At 37.1% G+C, this 21,208-nt stretch carries 17 protein-coding genes; 15 read left to right on the top strand and 2 right to left on the bottom strand.

All coding sequences use genetic code 11. From position 1 onward, the window contains the following. Position 1 precedes the first annotated feature (1 nt). The 12 genes from secA to AB3U99_RS19445 all read left to right on the top strand — a co-directional run bounded on the left by secA (position 2) and on the right by AB3U99_RS19445 (position 15,308). Positions 2 to 2,521: a preprotein translocase subunit SecA gene (gene secA, locus AB3U99_RS19500; protein WP_400243326.1), complete on the top strand. Its 2,520-nt coding sequence runs from the start codon at positions 2 to 4 to the stop codon at positions 2,519 to 2,521. 31 nt (positions 2,522 to 2,552) lie between these two features. After that, positions 2,553 to 2,825, top strand: coding sequence for a hypothetical protein (locus AB3U99_RS19495; protein WP_400243325.1), 273 nt, complete (start codon positions 2,553 to 2,555; stop codon positions 2,823 to 2,825). Further along, on the top strand, positions 2,816 to 3,040 hold the full coding sequence (locus AB3U99_RS19490; protein ID WP_400243323.1) for a hypothetical protein: 225 nt from the start codon (positions 2,816 to 2,818) through the stop codon (positions 3,038 to 3,040). The genes AB3U99_RS19495 and AB3U99_RS19490 overlap by 10 nt, the downstream gene beginning before the upstream one ends. A 50-nt stretch (positions 3,041 to 3,090) precedes the next feature. Continuing rightward, positions 3,091 to 4,198 (top strand): peptide chain release factor 2 gene (prfB, locus tag AB3U99_RS19485; RefSeq protein WP_400243322.1). Its coding sequence is split into 2 segments (ribosomal slippage): positions 3,091 to 3,162 and positions 3,164 to 4,198, totalling 1,107 coding nucleotides; the frame shifts between segments, so codons are not numbered across the junction. Positions 4,199 to 4,398: 200 nt separating this feature from the next. Further along, positions 4,399 to 5,199 (top strand): undecaprenyl-diphosphate phosphatase, encoded by an 801-nt coding sequence (gene bacA / locus AB3U99_RS19480; protein ID WP_400243321.1) that lies wholly within the window; start codon positions 4,399 to 4,401, stop codon positions 5,197 to 5,199. 339 nt (positions 5,200 to 5,538) lie between these two features. After that, positions 5,539 to 6,357: a YitT family protein gene (locus tag AB3U99_RS19475; RefSeq protein ID WP_400243320.1), complete on the top strand. Its 819-nt coding sequence runs from the start codon at positions 5,539 to 5,541 to the stop codon at positions 6,355 to 6,357. Between the two features lie 676 nt (positions 6,358 to 7,033). Continuing rightward, the gene (gene ftsE / locus AB3U99_RS19470; RefSeq protein ID WP_400243318.1) at positions 7,034 to 7,720 is read left to right on the top strand and encodes a cell division ATP-binding protein FtsE; all 687 of its coding nucleotides are present in this window, start codon (positions 7,034 to 7,036) and stop codon (positions 7,718 to 7,720) included. Continuing rightward, on the top strand, positions 7,710 to 8,603 hold the full coding sequence (gene ftsX / locus AB3U99_RS19465; RefSeq protein ID WP_400243317.1) for a permease-like cell division protein FtsX: 894 nt from the start codon (positions 7,710 to 7,712) through the stop codon (positions 8,601 to 8,603). Before ftsE ends, ftsX begins: the two co-directional genes overlap by 11 nt. Before the next feature lie 153 nt (positions 8,604 to 8,756). Continuing rightward, positions 8,757 to 10,145 carry a murein hydrolase activator EnvC family protein gene (locus AB3U99_RS19460; protein ID WP_400243315.1) on the top strand — a complete coding sequence of 463 codons (1,389 nt, stop codon included), beginning with the start codon at positions 8,757 to 8,759 and terminating at the stop codon, positions 10,143 to 10,145. Between the two features lie 246 nt (positions 10,146 to 10,391). Continuing rightward, entirely contained in the window at positions 10,392 to 10,736 is a 345-nt protein-coding gene (locus AB3U99_RS19455) for an ArsR/SmtB family transcription factor (protein ID WP_400243313.1), read from the top strand. Between the two features lie 397 nt (positions 10,737 to 11,133). Further along, positions 11,134 to 12,237 carry an IS110 family transposase gene (locus AB3U99_RS19450; RefSeq protein WP_400242826.1) on the top strand — a complete coding sequence of 368 codons (1,104 nt, stop codon included), beginning with the start codon at positions 11,134 to 11,136 and terminating at the stop codon, positions 12,235 to 12,237. An 881-nt stretch (positions 12,238 to 13,118) separates the two neighbouring features. After that, the gene (locus AB3U99_RS19445; protein WP_400243312.1) at positions 13,119 to 15,308 is read left to right on the top strand and encodes a heavy metal translocating P-type ATPase; all 2,190 of its coding nucleotides are present in this window, start codon (positions 13,119 to 13,121) and stop codon (positions 15,306 to 15,308) included. 59 nt (positions 15,309 to 15,367) lie between these two features. On the opposite strand, the gene AB3U99_RS19440 is transcribed toward AB3U99_RS19445, so the two are convergent. Then, the gene (locus AB3U99_RS19440) at positions 15,368 to 16,195 is read right to left on the bottom strand and encodes a manganese catalase family protein (RefSeq protein WP_400243311.1); all 828 of its coding nucleotides are present in this window, start codon (positions 16,193 to 16,195) and stop codon (positions 15,368 to 15,370) included. Between the two features lie 160 nt (positions 16,196 to 16,355). Here AB3U99_RS19440 and AB3U99_RS19435 point away from each other — a divergent pair, with 160 nt between their 5' ends. Continuing rightward, the gene (locus AB3U99_RS19435; RefSeq protein WP_400243310.1) at positions 16,356 to 17,777 is read left to right on the top strand and encodes a S41 family peptidase; all 1,422 of its coding nucleotides are present in this window, start codon (positions 16,356 to 16,358) and stop codon (positions 17,775 to 17,777) included. 792 nt (positions 17,778 to 18,569) lie between these two features. Here AB3U99_RS19435 and AB3U99_RS19430 read toward each other — a convergent pair. After that, positions 18,570 to 18,932, bottom strand: a complete 363-nt coding sequence (locus AB3U99_RS19430; protein ID WP_400243308.1) for a winged helix-turn-helix transcriptional regulator — start codon at positions 18,930 to 18,932, stop codon at positions 18,570 to 18,572. Positions 18,933 to 19,153: 221 nt separating this feature from the next. On the opposite strand from AB3U99_RS19430, the gene AB3U99_RS19425 reads away from it, so the two are divergent. Further along, a complete protein-coding gene (locus tag AB3U99_RS19425; RefSeq protein ID WP_400248123.1) occupies positions 19,154 to 20,320 on the top strand; it encodes an MFS transporter in 1,167 nt (388 codons plus the stop codon). After that, a complete protein-coding gene (locus AB3U99_RS19420; RefSeq protein ID WP_400243307.1) occupies positions 20,317 to 21,156 on the top strand; it encodes an aldo/keto reductase in 840 nt (279 codons plus the stop codon). The genes AB3U99_RS19425 and AB3U99_RS19420 overlap by 4 nt, the downstream gene beginning before the upstream one ends. Positions 21,157 to 21,208 lie beyond the last annotated feature (52 nt).

Here is a 21,208-nt window from a genome sequence, read left to right as displayed (position 1 = left end):
AATGCTTGGAATTTTAAATAAAGTATTTGATCAAAACAAACGCGATATAAAAAAATTAGCTAAGATTGCTGATAAGGTTGAATTGCTTGCAGATGAAACAGCAGCACTGTCAGACGAGCAATTAAAAGGAAAAACAGAAGAATTCAAAGCTCGTTTCCAAAAAGGAGAAACATTAGACGACTTATTGGTAGAAGCTTTTGCAGTCGTTCGTGAAGCGGCAAAGCGTGTACTTGGACTTTATCCATATCCAGTGCAGTTAATGGGGGGAGCTTCCCTTCATGATGGGAATATTTCCGAAATGAAAACAGGGGAAGGTAAAACGTTAACTGCGACAATGCCTGTGTATTTAAATGCATTATCTGGTAAAGGTGTACACGTTGTTACAGTCAACGAATATCTTGCTGCTCGTGATGCTGCAGAAATGGGGCAATTATATAATTTCCTTGGTCTAACAGTAGGTCTTAACTTAAACGGTCTATCTAGAGAAGACAAGCAGGCTGCCTATAATGCAGATATAACTTATGGAACAAATAATGAATTCGGTTTTGACTATTTACGTGATAACATGGTTCTTTATAACGAGCAAAAGGTACAAAAACCATTGTATTATGCAGTAATCGATGAAGTGGACTCCATTTTAATCGATGAAGCACGTACACCACTTATCATTTCTGGTTCTGCTCAAAAATCAACACAGCTTTATGTTCGTGCCAATATTTTTGTTAGCAGCTTAAAAGTAGATAAAGATTATACGTATGATGAAAAAACAAAAGGCGTTCAATTAACAGAAGAAGGAATGTCAAAAGCAGAGCGTGTTTTCCAAATTGAAAACCTATTTGACGTTTCCAATGTTGCCATTAACCATCATATTACCCAAGCATTAAAAGCCCATGCTAGTATGCATAAGGATGTAGATTATGTTGTTCAAGATGGCGAAATTGTCATTGTTGACCAATTTACAGGCCGCCTAATGAAAGGCCGCCGATATAGCGATGGCTTGCATCAAGCAATTGAAGCAAAAGAAAACTTAGAAATTCAAAATGAAAGCATGACCCTTGCAACCATCACATTCCAAAACTATTTCCGTATGTACGAAAAACTTGCGGGGATGACTGGTACAGCGAAAACGGAGGAAGAGGAATTTCGAAACATTTATAATATGAATGTTGTTGTGATCCCGACAAACCGTGATATTGTTCGTGATGACCGCCCTGATTTAATCTATGCTTCTATGGACGGGAAATTCAGAGCAGTAGGAGAAGATATTGCAGAGCGCCACAAAAAGGGACAACCAGTACTTGTTGGTACAGTTGCAATTGAAACATCTGAAATCATTTCGAAGTACTTATCGAAAAAAGGTATACCACATAATATCTTGAACGCGAAAAACCATGAAAGAGAAGCGGAAATTATTGCAACTGCCGGAGAAAAAGGTTCCGTTACGATTGCAACAAATATGGCAGGGCGTGGTACAGATATTAAACTTGGCGAAGGTGTAAAAGAATTAGGTGGTTTAGCAGTTATCGGTACAGAGCGTCATGAGAGTAGACGTATCGATAATCAGCTTCGCGGTCGTTCTGGTCGTCAAGGAGATCCAGGGGTAACGCAATTCTATTTATCCATGGAAGATGAATTAATGCGCCGTTTCGGCTCTGATAATATGAAAAATATGATGTCGAGATTAGGAATGGATGACTCCCAGCCTATTCAAAGCAAAATGGTATCTCGTGCTGTAGAATCTGCACAAAAACGTGTAGAAGGAAATAACTTTGATTCACGTAAGCAATTACTACAATATGATGATGTGCTTCGTCAGCAACGGGAAATTATCTACTCACAGCGTAATGAAGTATTAACTTCTGAAAATCTTCGCTCCATTGTGGAAAATATGATTAAATCATCATTAGAGAGAAATGTCCAAGCTCATACTCCTGAAAATGGCGACAGAGAAAGCTGGGATCTTCAAACGATTGTGGATTATGTTAATGGAAATCTTCTTAATGAGGGCGATGTACAAGCAAGCGATCTTCGTGGAAAAGAAAGCGATGAAATCGTTGAATTCATTTTTGCGAAAGTACTACAAAGCTATGATGAAAAAGAAGAGAAGCTTTCTCCTGAGCAAATGCGTGAATTCGAAAAAGTTATCGTTCTTCGTGCAGTAGATAGTAAGTGGATTGACCATATTGACCAAATGGATCAATTACGCCAAGGGATTCACCTTCGTGCATATGGACAAATCGATCCCCTTCGTGAATACCAATCAGAAGGCTTTGCCATGTTTGAAGCAATGGTCATTGCCATTGAAGAAGACGTCGCAAAATACATTATGAAAGCAGAAATCCGCAATAATCTAGAAAGGGAAGAAGTGGCAAAAGGCCAAGCTGTAAACCCTAAAGAAGAAGGCGGAGAGAAGAAACCAAAGAAAAAGCCTGCAGTTAAACAACTAGACATCGGCCGTAATGCGCCATGCTTCTGTGGAAGCGGAAAGAAATATAAAAATTGCCATGGAGCAAATCTTTAATAAATTTAGTGAGGAGTCTATCTTTTCCATTTTGGAAGAGATAGGCTTTTTTTTATTGGTTGGTGGATGGTGGATTGGAAAAGGGGGAGCAAGAAGGGCTGCGAGAGTCGCAAGTAAGAGTGAAGAAGTCGCAAGTAAGAGTGGAAAAGTTGCAAGTAAGAGTGGGAAAGTCGCAAGTAAGAGTGGGGAAGTTGCAAGTAAAAGTGGAGAAGTCGCAAGTAAAAGTAGGAAAGTCGCAAGTAAGAGTGTGAAAGCCGCAAATAAGAGTGAGGAAGTCACAAGTAAGGTGGAAAGTTGCAAGTAAAAGTAGGAAAGTTGCAAGTAAGAGTACGAAAGTCGCAAGTCAGAGTGAAGAAGTCGCAAGTAAAAGTACGAAAGCCGCAAGTAAGAGTAAGAAAGTCGCAAGTAAAAGTGCCAAACTCGCAAGTAAACCCATCAAATCCACAGTCAAATTCCCTCCTCACTATTAAATTAACAGGAAAACATGCATTTTTTTTCAAAAAGCCATATAATACATAAAGGAAGTAGAAAACTACTTAGAACTATAATTTATATAAAGGGTGACATTAATGGAATTAGCAGATATTCGTAATGAGTTAGAGAAGATAAATGTAACACTAGAAAACTTTAGGGGGTCTCTTTGACTTAGAAAACAAAGAGGCTCGTATTGCTGGATTAGAAGATGATATGCTTCATCCTGATTTTTGGAATGATCAGCAGGCAGCTCAAGCAGTCATTTCAGAAAGCAATGCATTAAAGGACCAGGTTCATGAGTTCTATAAATTAGTGGAAACATTTGAAAATCTTGAATTAACATATGAACTGGTAAAAGAAGAAGATGATGCTGAGCTTCGCGCGGAGTTAGAAGAAGAGCTTTCAGAATTAGTCGATCGTTTAAGCCAGTTCGAATTAAATTTATTATTAAGTGGACCATATGATAAAAACAATGCAATCCTGGAACTTCATCCAGGTGCAGGTGGGACAGAGTCACAGGACTGGGGCAGCATGCTTCTACGTATGTATACTAGATATGCGGAGAAAAAAGGATTTAAAGTGGAAACCTTGGACTATTTACCAGGGGACGAAGCTGGGATTAAGAGTGTAACGCTAGCGATTAAAGGACATAACGCATACGGATACTTAAAAGCAGAAAAAGGGGTTCATCGTTTAGTACGTATTTCCCCATTCGATTCTTCTGGCCGTAGACATACAAGTTTCGTTTCTTGTGATGTAATGCCTGAGTTTAACGATGAAATCGAAATCGAAGTGCGCACAGAAGACTTGAAAATTGATACGTATCGTGCAAGTGGAGCCGGTGGACAGCATATTAATACCACTGATTCTGCCGTTCGTATTACACATATACCAACTGGCGTTGTTGTTTCCTGTCAAACAGAACGTTCACAAATTAAAAACAGAGAAACAGCAATGAAGATGTTAAAAGCGAAATTATACCAACGCAAAATTGAAGAACAAGAAGAAAAGCTTGCAGAAATTCGTGGAGAACAAAAGGAAATCGGCTGGGGAAGCCAAATCCGCTCATACGTTTTCCATCCATATTCCATGGTAAAGGATCATCGCACCAATACAGAGGTAGGGAATACACAATCCGTTATGGATGGTGACCTTGATATCTTTGTTAATGCTTATCTTCGTTCAAAAATTAATAATGCTTAATGAATAAATGTAGTCATCACTTTGTGGTGGCTATTTTTATTTTGATAAATTGTTCGGTCTATATTCCCTATTAAATAATATATTTAAAAAGGACAGGCGTTTTAATGGACGGGGCTAATGGATGAATTCACTAAGTAAAAGAATGATATGCTGATTAACATATTTTTTCTAACAAGAATTTTTCTAAAAGGAGGAATTTTATGGAAATTATCATTGCTATTATATTAGGAATAGTAGAAGGATTAACAGAGTTTGCTCCAGTTTCCTCAACTGGACATCTTATTTTAGTAGCCCATTTGCTGGAATTTACAGGCGAAAAAGCAAAGACATTTGAAATTATCATTCAATTGGGAAGTATTCTTGCGGTCGTTTTTGTGTTTTGGAGACGAATTTTAAGCATTATCGGAATCAATAAATGGCAAAAAGAAGAGGACATAGGAACGTTAAGCATATTTCATATTGCCATTGGAATGATGCCTTTTGGAATAGGTGGCGTCTTATTTTATGATTTCATAAAGGAAGTTCTTTTTCGATCAGGAACGGTCGTCGTTACCCTTATCATTGGAGGGCTGCTGATGCTTGCAGCAGAGCGATGGAAGCCACAAAAGCCAACAGCAGAAACGTTAGATCAGGTTACCTATAGACAAGCTTTTGCAGTAGGAATGTTTCAATGCTTTGCGTTAGTTCCAGGATTTTCTCGCTCTGGAGCCACTTTATCTGGAGGCTTGCTTGCTGGGCTGAGCCATAAAACAGCATCAGAATTCACTTTTATTATGGCGATTCCTATCATGGCAGCGGCAACCGGAAAGGACTTAATTGAAAGCTGGAACTATTTATCTCCTGATGATCTTCCTCTTTTTTTGACTGGCTTTTTCACAGCCTTTATCGTTGCATTAATAGCTATTAATTTTTTCTTACAGCTGATTAATAAAATTAAACTAGCTCCCTTTGCTTATTATCGTTTCGGACTTGCCATCCTCTTTTGGATTTTTATTTTATAAGCAATAAAGACCTTGCAATTTTTAGCGAGGTCTAAACCTGCTGTTTCACCGCTTTACCACGCTAATTTGCCACCATTTACACTTCAAATATAAGATGATATACTCTCTGCTTGGGAAGAATCAGTTCGTTTTTTATGGAATTATTTATTAATGTCAAAAATGTGAGGGAATGAAAATCTATCCCTCTATTTCATTTGTTTTTTCTATAAAAAAATTTGCTGAATATGAAAATGATGTCATATTTTAGAGTACGCTCTTTGCGATTATTACATAATAAAAAAGATTGTCGAATAAGAACGTCAAAGGAATGTGACAGAAACTGAATAGGAGTGTAAAAGAATGAAGCTGCGCGAATATATATACGTGCTAATAGGGTCGGCAATTGTCGCTTTATCCTTTAATTTGTTTTTATTGCCTAATAATATTGCATCTGGTGGAGTAAGTGGGATAAGTACAATTACTAAGTCTGTGTTTCAGTGGGAACCAGCTTACGTACAATGGGCATTTAATATTCCGTTATTTATTCTAGGTGTCCTATTATTAGGGAAAAACTTTGGAGCAAAAACGTTGGTAGGCACTGTATTTCTACCATTTGTTGTTTACCTCTCAAGAGGATTAGAACCATGGACAAATGAACCATTATTAGCAGCTCTTTATGGTGGGATTGGAATTGGTCTTGGAATTGGAATTGTATTTAGAGGAAAAGCATCTACAGGTGGCACCGATTTAGCCGCACAGATTATAAACAAATACACGGGTATTTCGTTAGGAAAATGTGTGGCATTAATTGACGGGGTTATCGTTATTACAGCTTCTATCGTGTTTAGTATAGAACAAGGTTTATATGCATTGATTGCATTATTTGTAACTAGCAAAACAATTGACCTTATCCAAGTAGGCTTTGGCAGCTCGAAAATGGCGCTAATTATTACAGATAAGCAAGATGAAGTAAGGGAAGGAATCTTAAATAAAATTGATCGTGGGGTAACTAGACTAACCGCTCACGGTGGATATACAGATTCAGAAAGACCAATTTTAATGTGTGTGGTAGACCAATCGCAATTTATGAAGCTGAAGCAACTAGTAAAATCAATCGATGAAGCAGCATTTGTTGTTGTAACAGACGCTTCAGAGGTATTAGGCAGAGGTTTTAAATAAGCAGGCTTATAAAAGGGAGAGTATCTGTTTAGTGTTGATTCATTTAATTTTTAAGTGAATGAATACTAAAAGCAGATATTCTCTTTTTTATTTTGAGAGATAAGGAGCTTTTTGTAAAATCTTTGTCGAAATTTCTTTATAGATAGCGATTAGATTTTGTGAATTTTTTGTGTCTGACCAAAACAGCTTTTGATTATGTAAATAATTCCAATAATATTTTTAAGTTTTAGGTACATACTACTATTTATCGTAAAACATTAAGAAAAAAAAGGGGAATTAGGGCGATTTGTAGTACTATATTAATAGAAAATGTTGGGGGTAAATGAAATCAATAGTACTTTATGTTATTTTTGAAAAGAAAATGTAATAATTTTTTACGTTAATTTGCCGGATTATGATGATATAATAGCTTAAGTAGGTTAAGGGACAGGCTGTGCATAATCACAGTTGTCACTTTTAGTCGGTTGAAAGTTGTCGAATTTTGGTTTTTGAATCATATGGAAAATAGAAGGAATAGTTTAGGGGAAATTAAACTTATTGCCAGAGGATAAATTATTCATGAACCAAATCACTTCCAAATATCACTTCTGTGATTCGTTTATGTTTTCAAACTTAAATGTAACTTCTTCGCTTTTTCCATAATCCATACAAAAAATAATTCAGGTGTGATAATTAGATGATAGAAATGAAGAATGTAATGAAGAAGTATGCTAACGGTGTAATAGCCGCTAATGGAATAAATGTTAGGATTAATCAAGGAGAATTTGTCTATGTTGTAGGACCGAGTGGTGCAGGTAAATCTACCTTTATTAAGATGATGTATCGTGAAGAAAAGCCTACACAAGGAAGTATTCGAATTAACGGCATCAATTTAGAAAAATTAAGAGACAAAAAGGTTCCTTTATTAAGAAGAAACATGGGAATTGTCTTTCAGGATTTTAAGCTCCTTCCCACGTTAACTGTTTTTGAAAATGTTGCCTTTGCATTAGAGGTTATTGAAGAAAACCCTAAATATATAAAGAAAAAAGTCATGGAGACATTAGAATTAGTTGGACTAAAGCATAAAGCAAAGATGCTTCCAACAGAATTATCAGGAGGAGAGCAACAACGTGTATCGCTCGCGCGTTCGATTGTCAATTCCCCTAAATTAGTGATTGCTGATGAGCCAACAGGTAATTTAGATCCTGAGACGTCATGGGAAATCATGAATATTTTTGAAACAATAAATAATAGAGGTACAACGATAGTAATGGCAACACATAATCGTGAAATCGTAAATACGATTAAGCATCGCGTTATCGCCATTGAAGGCGGCAGAATTGTACGTGATGAAACGAGAGGTGAATACGGATATGAAGGCTAGAACAGTGGCTAGACATACAAGAGAAAGTTTTAAAAGCCTTCTTCGTAACGGTTGGATGACATTTGCCTCTATTAGTGCGGTAACTATTACTTTGATTCTTGTTGGTGTATTTTTCGTTATTATGATGAATCTAAATCATGTAGCGACTTCCATTGAAGAAAATGTTGAAATTAGAGTCCATATTGATGTAGCAGCAACAGAGGAAGAAAGAAATGCCTTAGAAGAAGAAATAAAGGCAATACCAGAAGTGGGTAGTGTTACATTTTCTCCTAAAGGGGAAGAATTAGATAATTTAATTAGTAGTCTTGGGGAAGATGGAGATGCATTTAAACTATTCGAACAGGATAATCCACTAAATGATGTCTTTGTTGTAAAGACTAAGGATCCAGAGGATACACTAACTGTAGTAGATAAAATTGAGAAATTTGAACATGCTGCGAAGGTAAGGTATGGACAAGGAACGGTTGAAAAACTTTTTAGTGCAATTGATTTGAGTAGAAATGTGGGAATTGCACTAATTATTGGATTGCTATTTACAGCAATGTTCCTTATTTCCAATACGATTAAAATTACGATTGTAGCAAGAAGAAAAGAAATTGAAATCATGCGTTTAGTAGGTGCAACTAACTGGTTTATCCGTTGGCCATTTTTTCTAGAAGGTATGTGGCTGGGAATAATCGGCGCCATCATTCCGATAGCAGCAGTTAGCGCAATTTATTATTATGCCTATCAGTTTTTAGTTGCGAAGCTAGCAGGAAGTTATATTAAAATTTTAGATTTTACTCCTTTTGTATACCAAGTTGGTGGATTACTTCTTCTGATGGGAGCAGTAATTGGGATTTGGGGTTCTGTAATGAGTATTCGCAAGTTTTTAAAAGTGTAAGTTAGTCGTCGATAAATAAAATTAGTCTTATGGTCAATAGCTTGGAGAACGAGAATTATAGTGCTTCAAGCTATTCCATTTGGAAAAAAAAGAGAGAAAGCAATAAAATTACCAAGTTTACTTATTGGTATACGGGGAAGGAGCTTCTACTAGATGAAAAAGAAAGTAGCAAAATTAACACTTGTATCTGCATTAAGTATAAGCAGTATCGTAGCTTATACAGCCACTACTACATCACCTGCATATGCTCAAACTTCACTTAATGAGTTGAATAAGGCAAAAAGTGATATTGAGAATAAGCAAAATGACGTAAAGTCAAAACTAAATGATTCTAGTAGCAAATTAAGTGATATTCATTCAGAGCAAGATTCAGTAGAATTAGAGATTCAAAGATTAAACACTTCTATCTCAAGTACTCAAGTGAAAATCACCGAGAAAAAAGAACAAATCTCTACTACAAAAGAAGAAGTAAAAAAATTAGAGAAGCAGATTAAAGAAGTGACAGCAAGAATTGAAAAACGAAATGAATTATTGAAGGAGCGTGCGCGATCTTATCAGCAAACTGGTGGGATGGTTAATTACCTGGATGTGTTAATGGGGTCACAAAGCTTCAGTGATTTTATTGATAGAGTTGGTGCTGTTGCAACAATTGTAGAAGCGGATCAATCAATAATTAAAGAGCAAGAAGCGGATAAAAAGTTATTGGAACAATCACAAGCAGAGCTAAAGTCGAAATTAAGCTCCCTTGAAACAATGCTCGCTGACCTAGAATCGTTAAATTCTCAATTGAATTCAGAGAAAAATGAAAAAGATAAATTAATGGCTCAATTGAAGGAAGAGGAAAATTACGTCCATGCAGAAATGCTTTCCTTAGAAGAGGAAGAACAGCTGCTTAAAGATCAACAAGTAGCAATGGAAAAAGCGATACAATTAGAAAAGGAAAGACAAGCTGAATTAGCAAGACAAGCAGCAGAAGCAGAAAAACAACGCAAAGAAGCAGAAGCTGCTGCTGAAAGAGCTGCTGCACAAAAAGCATCAAGTGCTAAATCTTCTAGTTCGAATACGGCAACTTCAACTGGCTCATCTAGCGGAAGTTCTTCCGAAAGTGTATCTAAGCCATCTACTTCTGTATCATCTGGCAATTTCACCCGTCCAGCAGGAGCAGGCTACTTATCTTCAGGACTTGGACACCGTTGGGGTACTTTCCATGCAGGTGTTGATATTGCAGCTACTGGTGCGGTACCTATTTACGCAGCTGCAGATGGTGTTGTCTTTAGTTCTTATCCTTCAGATAGTTATGGACAAGTTATTTTTATTAGTCATTACATTGACGGACAGGAATATACAACAGTCTATGCTCATATGAGAAAGGGTAGCCGTCTTGTAAACGCTGGTGATACTGTTTCAAAAGGACAGCGTATCGGTACAATGGGTAATACTGGTGATTCTACAGGTCAGCATTTGCATTTTGAATTGCATAAAGGGCCATGGAATCAAGCAAAATCAAATGCTATTAATCCAGTTGGTATTGTTCCATTGTAAAAGAATATGATAGTAATAGTTTATCCGAAATATGGAGAATTAAACATGAAATGAGAGGTATCATCTTCCACAGGAAGACTCTCCTTTTTCTCCTAAACCCGAGTTATGGCGTTCATTTTTAATGAGCGCCATTATTTTTTGTGTCAAGAGTGGCGGAAATCGAGAAATCGAGTTACTACAGAAAGCAATAATTTGTATGCTATAATAGGTGGAAAGGTCTGTAATAATAAAGGGGTAAGAATATAGATGAGCGAATTGAATGATAAAAAGGAATCAATAGATCCAATCGATAAAAATAAACTTGAGTTGGATGAAGAAACACTGTATATTGTTTCTCAAACGTTTAAAGCACTTTCTGACCCTACAAGGATAAAAATTCTTCATTTATTGTCAAAAAAGCAGCATTCCGTAAATGAAATTGCAGAAAGTCTGAACATGCTCCAATCCACTGTTTCTCATCAGCTTCGATTTTTAAAGAACTTACGCTTAGTAAAATATAAGCGAGAAGGAACAACAATGATTTATTCTTGTGATGATGAACACGTAATGGACGTATTAAAGCAAATGATTGACCATGCAAGACATCATTAATTTGCATGTAATGTGGTTTAAAGTGATTTTTTATGAATTCAACCATTAGTCTTTAAAAGGAATAAGGATAGTTGAAAAAAATGAATCACAATAGAAGAGATTGGGACATAAGCCTTTCAACTAACGAATATACACGAACCTTTGTACAATTAATGCTCATGAATAATATTTGTTTTTATTGTTTTAGAAAAAGGTTTAAAAACGAAGTGAAATGGAGCGGAGGACGCTCGACTCCTGCGGGAAATAGAGGACGCTTTAGACCCCGCAGCGCATGCGAGTTATAATGAACGAAACTAGCCCCTTACACGTAAATTCGTAGGTTAATTTGGGAATATTGTTTAGTGAACCAAAACAAAAACCAAATCAGAGCTACATTACGGAAGGAGCTAGTTATATTATGAAGAATACCACAAAATATGTAGGTTTAGACGTATCAAAAGAAAAAATTGCAGTGGCAATTGCGGAGGAAGGAAGAGAAGAACCAAGATACTATGGGGTCATTCCTCATACACCAGAAGCGATTAGAAAACTAGTAAAAAAACTTGGACAACCTGAAACTATTAGAATGTGTTATGAAGCAGGTCCCACTGGATACCCTTTATATCGGTTATTATCTTCCTTACATGTTCATTGTGAAGTGATTGCCCCTACTTTAATTCCGACAAGACCTGGAGATCGAATTAAAACAGATCGAAGAGACTCCATTCGTCTCGCCCAGCTCTATCGCGCAAATGAATTATCTTCGATTTATGTTCCCACTCCAGATGATGAAGCACTTCGAGATTTAGTAAGAGCAAGGGAAGATGCCAAGGAGGATGAGCTAAGAGCGAAGCATCGGTTAAGTAAGTTTTTATTGCGTAATGATATCCACCCACCTAAAGGTGTTAATAAATGGACAAAAAAATATCGTGAATGGTTAAATACGTTGAAGTTTGAAAGTTCCACTTTACGATTAGTCTTTCAAGAATACTATCATCAATTGAAAGAATTAGAACAACGAGTAAAAAGATATGAAATGGAAATGAACATGCATGCCCAAGAAGGAGTTCATGCGCCTATCGTTCAAACTTTACAAGGGCTGCGAGGGATTGCCCTTGTCACCGCGACCAGTATTGCCGCAGAAATTGGTTCTTTTAGACGCTTTTCTACTCCTAAAGGACTGATGGGATACGTCGGTTTAATTCCAAGTGAATACTCAAGTGGGGAAAAAAGGCGGCAGGGGGCCATTACGAAAACAGGGAATCGTCATGTCCGCAGATTGTTAATAGAAGCCGCCTGGAGTTATTTGTATCAACCAGCAGTCAGGGGAGAATTAAAAAAGCGTTTAGAACACTTACCGCCAACGATTCACTCTATTTCTTGGGAAGCGCAGAACCGTCTTCATAAAAAGTACTTTCGATTAGTTTCTAAAGGAAAAGAAAAGAATAAAGCGATTGTCGCGGTAGCAAGAGAATTAGCAGGTTTTATTTGGGCAATTGGACAAGAAGTACAAGAAGTATAGAACTTTAGTTAGGGTTAGTTTTTGAAAAATATAGTCGGATAGGTAGGACGGGAAGAAAAATACTAGATACTTGAGAACAGGGCTCGGAGGCAAAAAAAATACCGGGAAGGATAATCCACGTGCCTCCTCTGTGCTAGCCGAAATAGGTGAACGCACGCCGCGAGTTAGTGGCTAGGCCTTTATACGGAAAAATAAAATGTGTAAATCCACGAATATCAGAATGCTAAACCGCAGTCATTAGATTTTTGCCTTCGTGCCGTGTTCTTACTATCTATTCAAATAACCTTTATAGGAGGTGTCAGTTAATGGATTATTCCTTCCTTAGCTTTTAGCAGTGTCTCCTAACTTAGAATTACCGTCAAGGAAAGCACTTGACCGCAATTCTAAGTTAGGAAGTTAGGTTGGTAAGCTAAAGAAGGAGACTATTTAGCCAAATTTGGCTAAAACCCATACAAAAAAAGAAGCTCGAAAATTAGCTTCTTTACTTAAAGTTGCCTTAAAATACCTAAAAACGAATGGTGTAGTGGGAACCTTGACAGTTTCATTCATATCAGGAGGCTCAGCTTCCTCCCCGGCGCATCGAGCGTCTGTAGCGCAATGGAACGACTTAGTTTTTACACGTGACTATATTTAAAACATAGACAACCAACATGAGAAAGTAGCTTTATTTAAGAGCAAAATTGGAGATTGTTCGTCTTTAAAGATAGTTATTTATTTTTGTCCCAGCCTCTTCTTTTTTACATAAAAATCAGAATAGGGATTGACACTTTTATTACATTATTCATATAATAAGAATATGAATATATGAATAATTGCTCATATATTGAAACGAGTAAATAATTCATTGATTAATAGATGAATGAAGTGAAAGAAGGGATAAGATGAGTGAAGAGAAGCAGCTACTAAAAAAAGAATTTACATTGGAAGGCTTGGATTGTGCTAATTGTGCTATGAAAATTGAAAATGGAATTGCCTCCATTAATGGAGTTAGTGAATGTAATGTTAATTTCGCCACGCAAACGTTAAGTTTACAGTTAAATGAAACAGAACGAGACAGTATTTTAGCAAAAGCAGAAAAAACAATTACAAGACTAGAACCACATGTGAGAATGGTGGAAAAAGGAAATAAAATTACAGTCTCGGTCCCACATAATCATGCACATGCTCATCATGAAGAACATGATCATGAAACACATAGCCATACACATGAACATGGAGCGGAAAATACAAAGAAATTAATTGGTAGATTAGTAGCTGGAACGATTGTTGCAGTAGGTGGATTTTTTGCTCCTTTGACTGGAGTGGCGGAATTTTCCCTTTTCTTTCTGGCATATTTAATCGTCGGTGGAGACATTTTATACCGAGCCATAAAAAATATTTTACGCGGGCAAGTATTTGATGAGCACTTTCTTATGGCGATCGCCACATTAGGAGCATTTGCGATTCAAGAATACCCTGAGGGAGTAGCAGTTATGCTCTTCTATCAAATAGGGGAGCTATTTCAAGGGATAGCAGTGAATCGTTCTAGAAAATCAATTACAAGTTTAATGGATATTCGCCCTGACTATGCAAATGTAAAGGATGGTGATCAATTTAAAAAAATAAGTCCTGAGCAAGTGAAAATAGGAGATATTATTTTCGTAAAACCTGGAGAAAAAATTCCTCTAGATGGGCGGGTAATAGAAGGAAGTTCCTCTGTTGATACATCAGCATTAACTGGAGAATCCATGCCTCGTGATATCAAAATTGGCAATGAAGTACTCTCTGGATTCATTAATAATAATGGAGTATTAACAATAGAAGTAACAAAGGATTTTGGAGAATCCACAGTAACGAAAATATTAGAGCTTGTCCAAAATGCTAGCAGCAAAAAAGCTCCTACCGAAAATTTTATTACCAAATTTGCAAGATACTATACACCTGTAGTAGTAATTACCGCGGCTTTATTAGCTATCTTACCACCACTAATAATAAGTGGTGCAACATTTTCAGACTGGCTATATCGTGCTCTTGTGTTCCTTGTTATTTCTTGCCCTTGTGCCCTTGTAGTTTCCATTCCGTTAGGCTTCTTTGGTGGGATAGGTGCAGCCTCGAAAAAAGGGATATTGGTCAAAGGAAGTAATTATTTAGAAGCTTTAAATGCTGTTAAATATGTTGTTTTTGATAAAACAGGTACGTTGACCAAAGGCGTATTTGAAGTGAATTCCATCCATGCAGCTCCTGGATTTTCAGAAGAGGAAGTTCTTGAATATGCTGCTTATGCAGAAGTACATTCTAATCATCCTATTGCGGACTCCATCAGAAAGGCATTTCCTGGGAAAATATTAGAAGAACGTATTAAGGAGTATCAGGAAATATCTGGTCATGGAATTAGTGTGAAGCTTGATGGTAGAAATGTTTTAGCGGGAAATAAAAAATTGATGGTAAAAGAAAACATAGAATACGTACAAAACGAAGAGATTGGCACGGTTATTTATGTAGCAGTAAATCAAGAATTTATCGGTTCTATCGTTATTTCAGATCAAATAAAAGACGATGCAAAGAAAGCGATTCAGCTTTTAAAAGAACAAGGTATTAAGAAAACCGTAATGTTAACAGGTGATGCAAAAAAGGTTGGCGATAAGATTGGTGCTCTTCTGCAATTAGATGAAGTACATGCAGATCTATTGCCACAGCATAAAGTAGAGGAAATCGAGAAACTTGATGAACAAAAACAGCCAAAAGATAAAATTCTATTTGTTGGAGACGGGATTAATGATACGCCTGTTCTAGCCAGAGCTGATGTCGGAATGGCGATGGGCGGATTAGGAGCAGATGCAGCGATTGAAGCAGCTGACATAGTGATTATGACAGATGAGCCTTCAAAAATAGCGACAGCTCTATCTATTGCAAAGCGAACAAGACGAATTGTCTGGCAGAATATTATTTTTGCTTTAGGAATAAAAGCCATCTTTTTACTGCTAGGAGCCTTTGGAATTGCGACAATGTGGGAAGCTGTTTTCTCAGATGTAGGTGTTACAGTATTAGCAGTTCTAAATGCAATGCGGGTATTGCGGGTAAAAGGATTATAGTGAATGAAAACGGTGCACGAGGTCTTTTACCTTTGCACCGTTTTTCTATAAAATAAAACTTATTTAACATTTGGGGGAGTATCATGCTCAGCTGGAGGGGCTGGTTTTAATTTTGGAGCAGGACCAAATGGAGGAACATCTTTTACATATTGGAAAGTTCCCATGCCGTCCATGCTCGGTCCAGATGCCCATCTTCCTTTGCTGCTTTCGTCTCCCATCGAATGATTAAGGAAAAGATAGGATACATCTGTTTTTTCTAAATGCTTAGGGAAAGTGCTTGGTACAACAACACCTTCTTGTTGTTCTAGTTCATAAATAGCAGCAAGCCATTGGTTTTGATGCATCGTGTCACGTGCGATTAAAAACGACAGCATATCCTTAATTCCTCTATCGTCAGTTTGTTCATATAAGCGTACTGCTTGAAGTCGCCCCTGTGATTCCGCATTTAAATTAGCACGCATATCAGCTAGTAAATTGCCGCTTGCTGCGACATATCCTGCATTCCAAGGAACCCCCATACTATCCTTTGGCATTGCTCCAAGTCCTGAGACAATAGCATGCTGTGGGTTCATACCACCAATAATAGCAGCCATTGCCGGATTGCTTGCTGCTGCTGTTTCTAGTTCCGTAACGGGTGCATCATCTAGTAATCTTGCAACCATTGTTGCCAGTAATTCAATATGTCCAATTTCCTCTGTTCCAGTATCTAATAATAAATCACGATATTTATCATGTTTTCTAGTACCCCAAGCTTGAAATAAGTATTGATTCATTACCGACATTTCCCCGAATTGTCCACCGATGAGTTCCTGTATTTTTTTAGCGAATACAGGATCTGGCCTTTCGGGTTTTGCTTGGTAAGCTAGTTCTTTAATATGATAAAACATTCTTTCCCCTCCTCATAAAATCCTTTATATACTATGCATTTGCCTGTATTAGGTTCGTGTCCAATGGATAAAAGGTAGATTCATTCATAAGTTGTCCGAGCTTATCATATACATAGAAACAGGATAAAACACATCGTGTGCGATAGAAGGGACGGATGAAATGAATCGAAAATGGCTGGCTGTTTACATAGCAGGCTCCTTAATAGCGGGGTCAGGAATGACATATATGGGAATAACCGTTTTAGAAAAAAGACAGGAGAAGCATGCAATTGGTCATACAATGGAGACAAATTCTCTTTATAAATTAGATAAAGCCTATCAGTTAATCCTTCAAAATTATGTGGAAAATGTAGACAAGCAGAAATTGGAAGACGGAGCGATTAGAGGGATGCTGGCTACTTTAGAGGATCCATATTCTGTCTATATGGACCAAGAGGCTGCCAAGCAATTTGAACAAGCGTTAGGTTCGTCATTTGAAGGAATAGGCGCAGAAATCAGTATAGAAGACGATAAAATGATTATTGTATCGCCGATAAAAGGTTCTCCAGCAGAGAAAGCAGGCATCAAACCGCAGGATCAAATTATTTCCGTGGATGGCGAAACCGTCGAAGGAAAGGATTTAAATGATGTTATCGGCAAGATTCGAGGCGAAAAAGGGACAAAGGTAGAACTAGAGATTAAACGAACAACAGTAGATAAGCCGCTAAAGGTAAAGATTGTTCGAGATGAAGTTCCCCAAATTACTGTTTATTCAGATATCAAAAAAGATGGTGGAGAAAAGATAGGCTACATCGAAGTTACGTCTTTCTCTAAAGATACCGCAAGTGAGTTTGACAAAGCGCTGAGTAGTTTAGAGAAAAAAGGAATATCTGGCCTTATCTTGGATGTCCGCGGTAACCCAGGTGGATTACTTACTAGCGTGAACGCAATAGTGGAGCAATTTTTAACAGACAGTAAACCATATGTACAAATAGAGAATCGAAATGGTAATCGTGAACAGTTTTATTCCGATTTATCGAAGGAAAAAGCATATCCAGTTGTCGTGTTAATTGATAATGGAAGTGCTTCTGCATCAGAAATTTTAGCTGCTGCATTGAAAGAGGGAGCAGATTATCCGCTAATTGGCGAGAATTCATTCGGAAAAGGGACAGTCCAGCAGCCAATTGATATGGATGATGGAAGCGAAATTAAATTAACTGTTTCTAAATGGCTAACCCCTGATGGGAATTGGATTCATAAACAAGGAATAAAGCCTACGATTGAAGTAAAGCAAACAGACTTGTATCATACACATCCTCTTCAGATTGTAGATTCGTTAAAGATGGAAGATAATGATGAACAAGTCCAATATGCACAAGAAATTCTGACAAGCTTAGGGTTCACAACTGATAGACAGGATGGCTATTTTAGCCCGCAAACAGAAGTGGCTGTCCGAGCATTTCAAGAAAAAAATGCATTAGAGGTTACAGGTGTGATTGATCAAAAAACTGCAGCCAAGATGGAAGAATCAGTAAGGCTAGAAAAACAGAAGGATGAAAATGATATACAGCTGCAAACAGCGATAAGATATATCGTTCATTAAAAAAATTATATAAATAAAATGAGGCTGGGACATAAGTAATCCAGCTAGTGATAAACACGAACAATCATACAAAAATCACGGTATAATTGTTCGTGTTTTTAGTTTTGGAAAGAAGGTTTCAGTAAAGTCTGTTGTTATTACCCGCAGCCTGCCCTTGGCCTGCAGGGTCTCAGCTGTCTCGCTAATCTCACAGTCTACGTGTATTCAGGCTGCTCAGTTGTTCCAAATAATTAATTTTTTCTATTAATAAACATTTTTTAGAAAAACAATCTTTAAAAACGAAGTGGAATGGAGCGGAGGACACTCGACTCCTGCGGGAAATAGAGGAAAGGCTGAGACCCAGCAGTGCAGGAGGCTCAGCTTCCTCCCCGACGCAGAGGCAACTGAAATACTGTTAGCTATTGATGATTGAAAGTAACCTCTTTAATTGTTTTCCGAGGTGACCGCATGACTCACTGGGGCGAGCGCCAAGCCTCCTCGCTGCACTGCGGGGTCTCGGGCTTTCTCGCAGCTCCCATAGGAGTCGAGCGGTCACCTCTCCAAACCAACATATTTTCGCTTTCAAAGCTCAAAATCCTAGTTGAATTTAGATTAAACATACTTTTTCAGTGGCCTCCCGGCGCATCGTGTGTCTGTAGCGCAATGGAACGAACTAGTTCTTACACTTAACTATATTTAAAAACACAAATAACCAAGTATATGATAGCACAACGGTTATTTAATAGTAATTTAGGGATTGTTCGCCTTTATAAATCTTCTATTTTGTTATGTCCCAGCCTTTTGTGTAAGAGGCTATTGATTTAACACACTATCTTCTAAAACTAAGCTTTTATCTCCGTAAATTTTGGTTATATGTGTATCTCCCCAAAGGCAAAGAGCGTTTAATATATGCTCTAAGCTTTTCCCGTAATCACTAAGTTCATATTCTACTTTTGGTGGAATTTGTTGATAGATGATTCGGTTGATTACGCCATCTTCTTCTAATTCTCTTAATTGTTGTGTTAGCATTTTTTGGGTAATATTCGGCATTAATCGTTTTAGTTCACTCGTTCTTTTTTTGCCATGGGTTAAGTGGCATAATATTACACACTTCCATTTGCCCCCGATTACTTCTAAAGTGGCTTCAACAGATATATTATATTTTTTATTTTCCATCCTCTATCCTCCAGCTATTTTATAGGCACTTTTTTGTACCTATAATACTTTTTAGTTCCTACATTACAAAAAAGTACGTACTTTTCTATTTATCTTATATGATTCATAATAACACTTGCCGGTTAAAATGCAAGACTAGTAAAAAGCTACCGCTAGTGGTTAACGATATATTTAATAGGAGGAAATGGAAATTGAAGCAAAAAAAGAATACTCTCGCTTTAATGGCATTAGCTATTAGTGCTTTTGCGATCGGGACAACGGAATTCATAAGTGTTGGGTTACTCCCATTAATTGCTGATGATTTTCACGTAGGCATTACAACAGCGGGATTAACTGTTTCTATTTATGCATTAGGTGTCACAATAGGAGCACCAGTTTTAACAGCTATTACATCTAATATTTCACGAAAATCACTATTATTGTGGATTATGATTGTGTTTATTATAGGAAATAGTTTGGCTGCAATCGCACCAAATATCACTATTTTACTTATTGCACGCATCATATCTGCTTTTGCACATGGAATATTTATGTCCATTGGATCAACGATAGCAGCAGATTTAGTAACGAAAGAAAAAAGAGCTAGTGCTATCTCTATAATGTTCTCCGGATTAACCGTTGCAACAGTAACTGGAGTTCCCTTTGGAACATTTATTGGCCAACACTTTGGATGGAGATTAGCATTTATTGCGATAGTCATTATCGGTCTTATTGCGTTTATCGCAAATTTTATTCTCGTACCAGGCAATTTATCGAAGGGGAGCCGTGCTACCTTAAAAGATCAATTACGATTAGTCACAAACGGACGACTTTTATTGCTATTTTTAATTACGGCACTAGGATATGGTGGTACATTTGTTGTTTTCACTTATCTTTCCCCGTTATTGCATGAAGTAACAGGGTTTCAGCAAAATACAGTAGCAGGAATTTTATTATTGTATGGGGTAGCAATTGCGATTGGTAATATGATCGGTGGCAGGCTATCCAACAAAAATCCACTTCAGGCTTTATTTTATATGTTCATAGTCCAAGCTATAGTACTGTTTATATTATCCTTGACACTTCCATTTAAGGTCATTGGCTTAATAAGCATTCTGTTTATGGGATTATTGGCCTTTATGAATGTGCCGGGATTACAGGTTTATGTAGTCATATTAGCAGAACGATACGTGCCAAGTGCAGTGGATGTTGCTTCTGCTGTTAATATTGCCGCCTTCAATGCAGGAATAGCAATTGGTTCTTATTTAGGAGGAATCGTAACTAATTCGCTCGGATTAATTCATACTTCTTGGGTTGGGGGAGTAATGGTTGTAGCTGCAATCTTCCTTACAGGTTTTAGTTTAGTTTTAGAAAAAAATTCATTAGAAAAAGGAGTTTTAGCACGATGAAAAACTTACAAGATACTGTCAACTTATCAAACGGAGTAAAGATGCCTTGGTTAGGACTAGGCGTATTTAAGGTCGAAGAAGGCCAAGTGCTGGTAGACGCTGTAAGCTCTGCTATTAAAAATGGTTACCGTAGCATTGACACAGCTGCTATTTATGCGAATGAAGCTGGTGTTGGTGAGGGGATTAAAAAAGGAATGCAAGAAACAGGAATTGCTCGAGAAGATTTATTTATTACTTCAAAAGTATGGACAGAAGATTTAGGGTATGAAGAAACAATAAAAGCATATGAAGTAAGTCTAGAAAAATTAGGACTAGAGTATTTAGATTTATATCTTATTCATTGGCCAAAAGAAGGAAAGTATAAAGAAGCATGGAGAGCTTTAGAAACATTATATAAAGAAGGAAAAGTAAAAACAATTGGTGTAAGTAATTTTCAAATTCATCATTTAGAAGAATTAATGAAAGATGCTGAAATACAACCAATGATTAATCAAATTGAATTGCATCCAAGACTTACACAAAAAGAACTAATAGTTTATTGCCAAGAGAAAGGCATTCAAGTTGAAGCATGGTCTCCATTGATGCAAGGTCAACTATTAGATCAACCTGAATTAGTGGAAATCGCATCGAAATATCAAAAATCAGTAGCTCAAGTTATCATTCGATGGGATCTGCAAAATGGAATTGTCACTATTCCAAAATCCGTAAAAGAGCATCGCATTATCGAAAATGGAAATGTTTTTGATTTTGCATTAACAAAAGAAGAAATGGATAAAATCGATGCATTAAACTTGGATCAACGTGTTGGTCCAGATCCTGATAATTTTGATTTTTAATTGATGCTTTATCTTATTGCAAAAGAATGGGAATGGAGAAGGGGCTCCATTC

The sequence above is a fragment of the Niallia tiangongensis genome, from assembly GCF_044704065.1.
Classification (GTDB): Bacteria; Bacillota; Bacilli; order Bacillales; family Cytobacillaceae; genus Niallia; species Niallia tiangongensis.
This window is presented reverse-complemented; position numbering and strand designations above follow the sequence as displayed.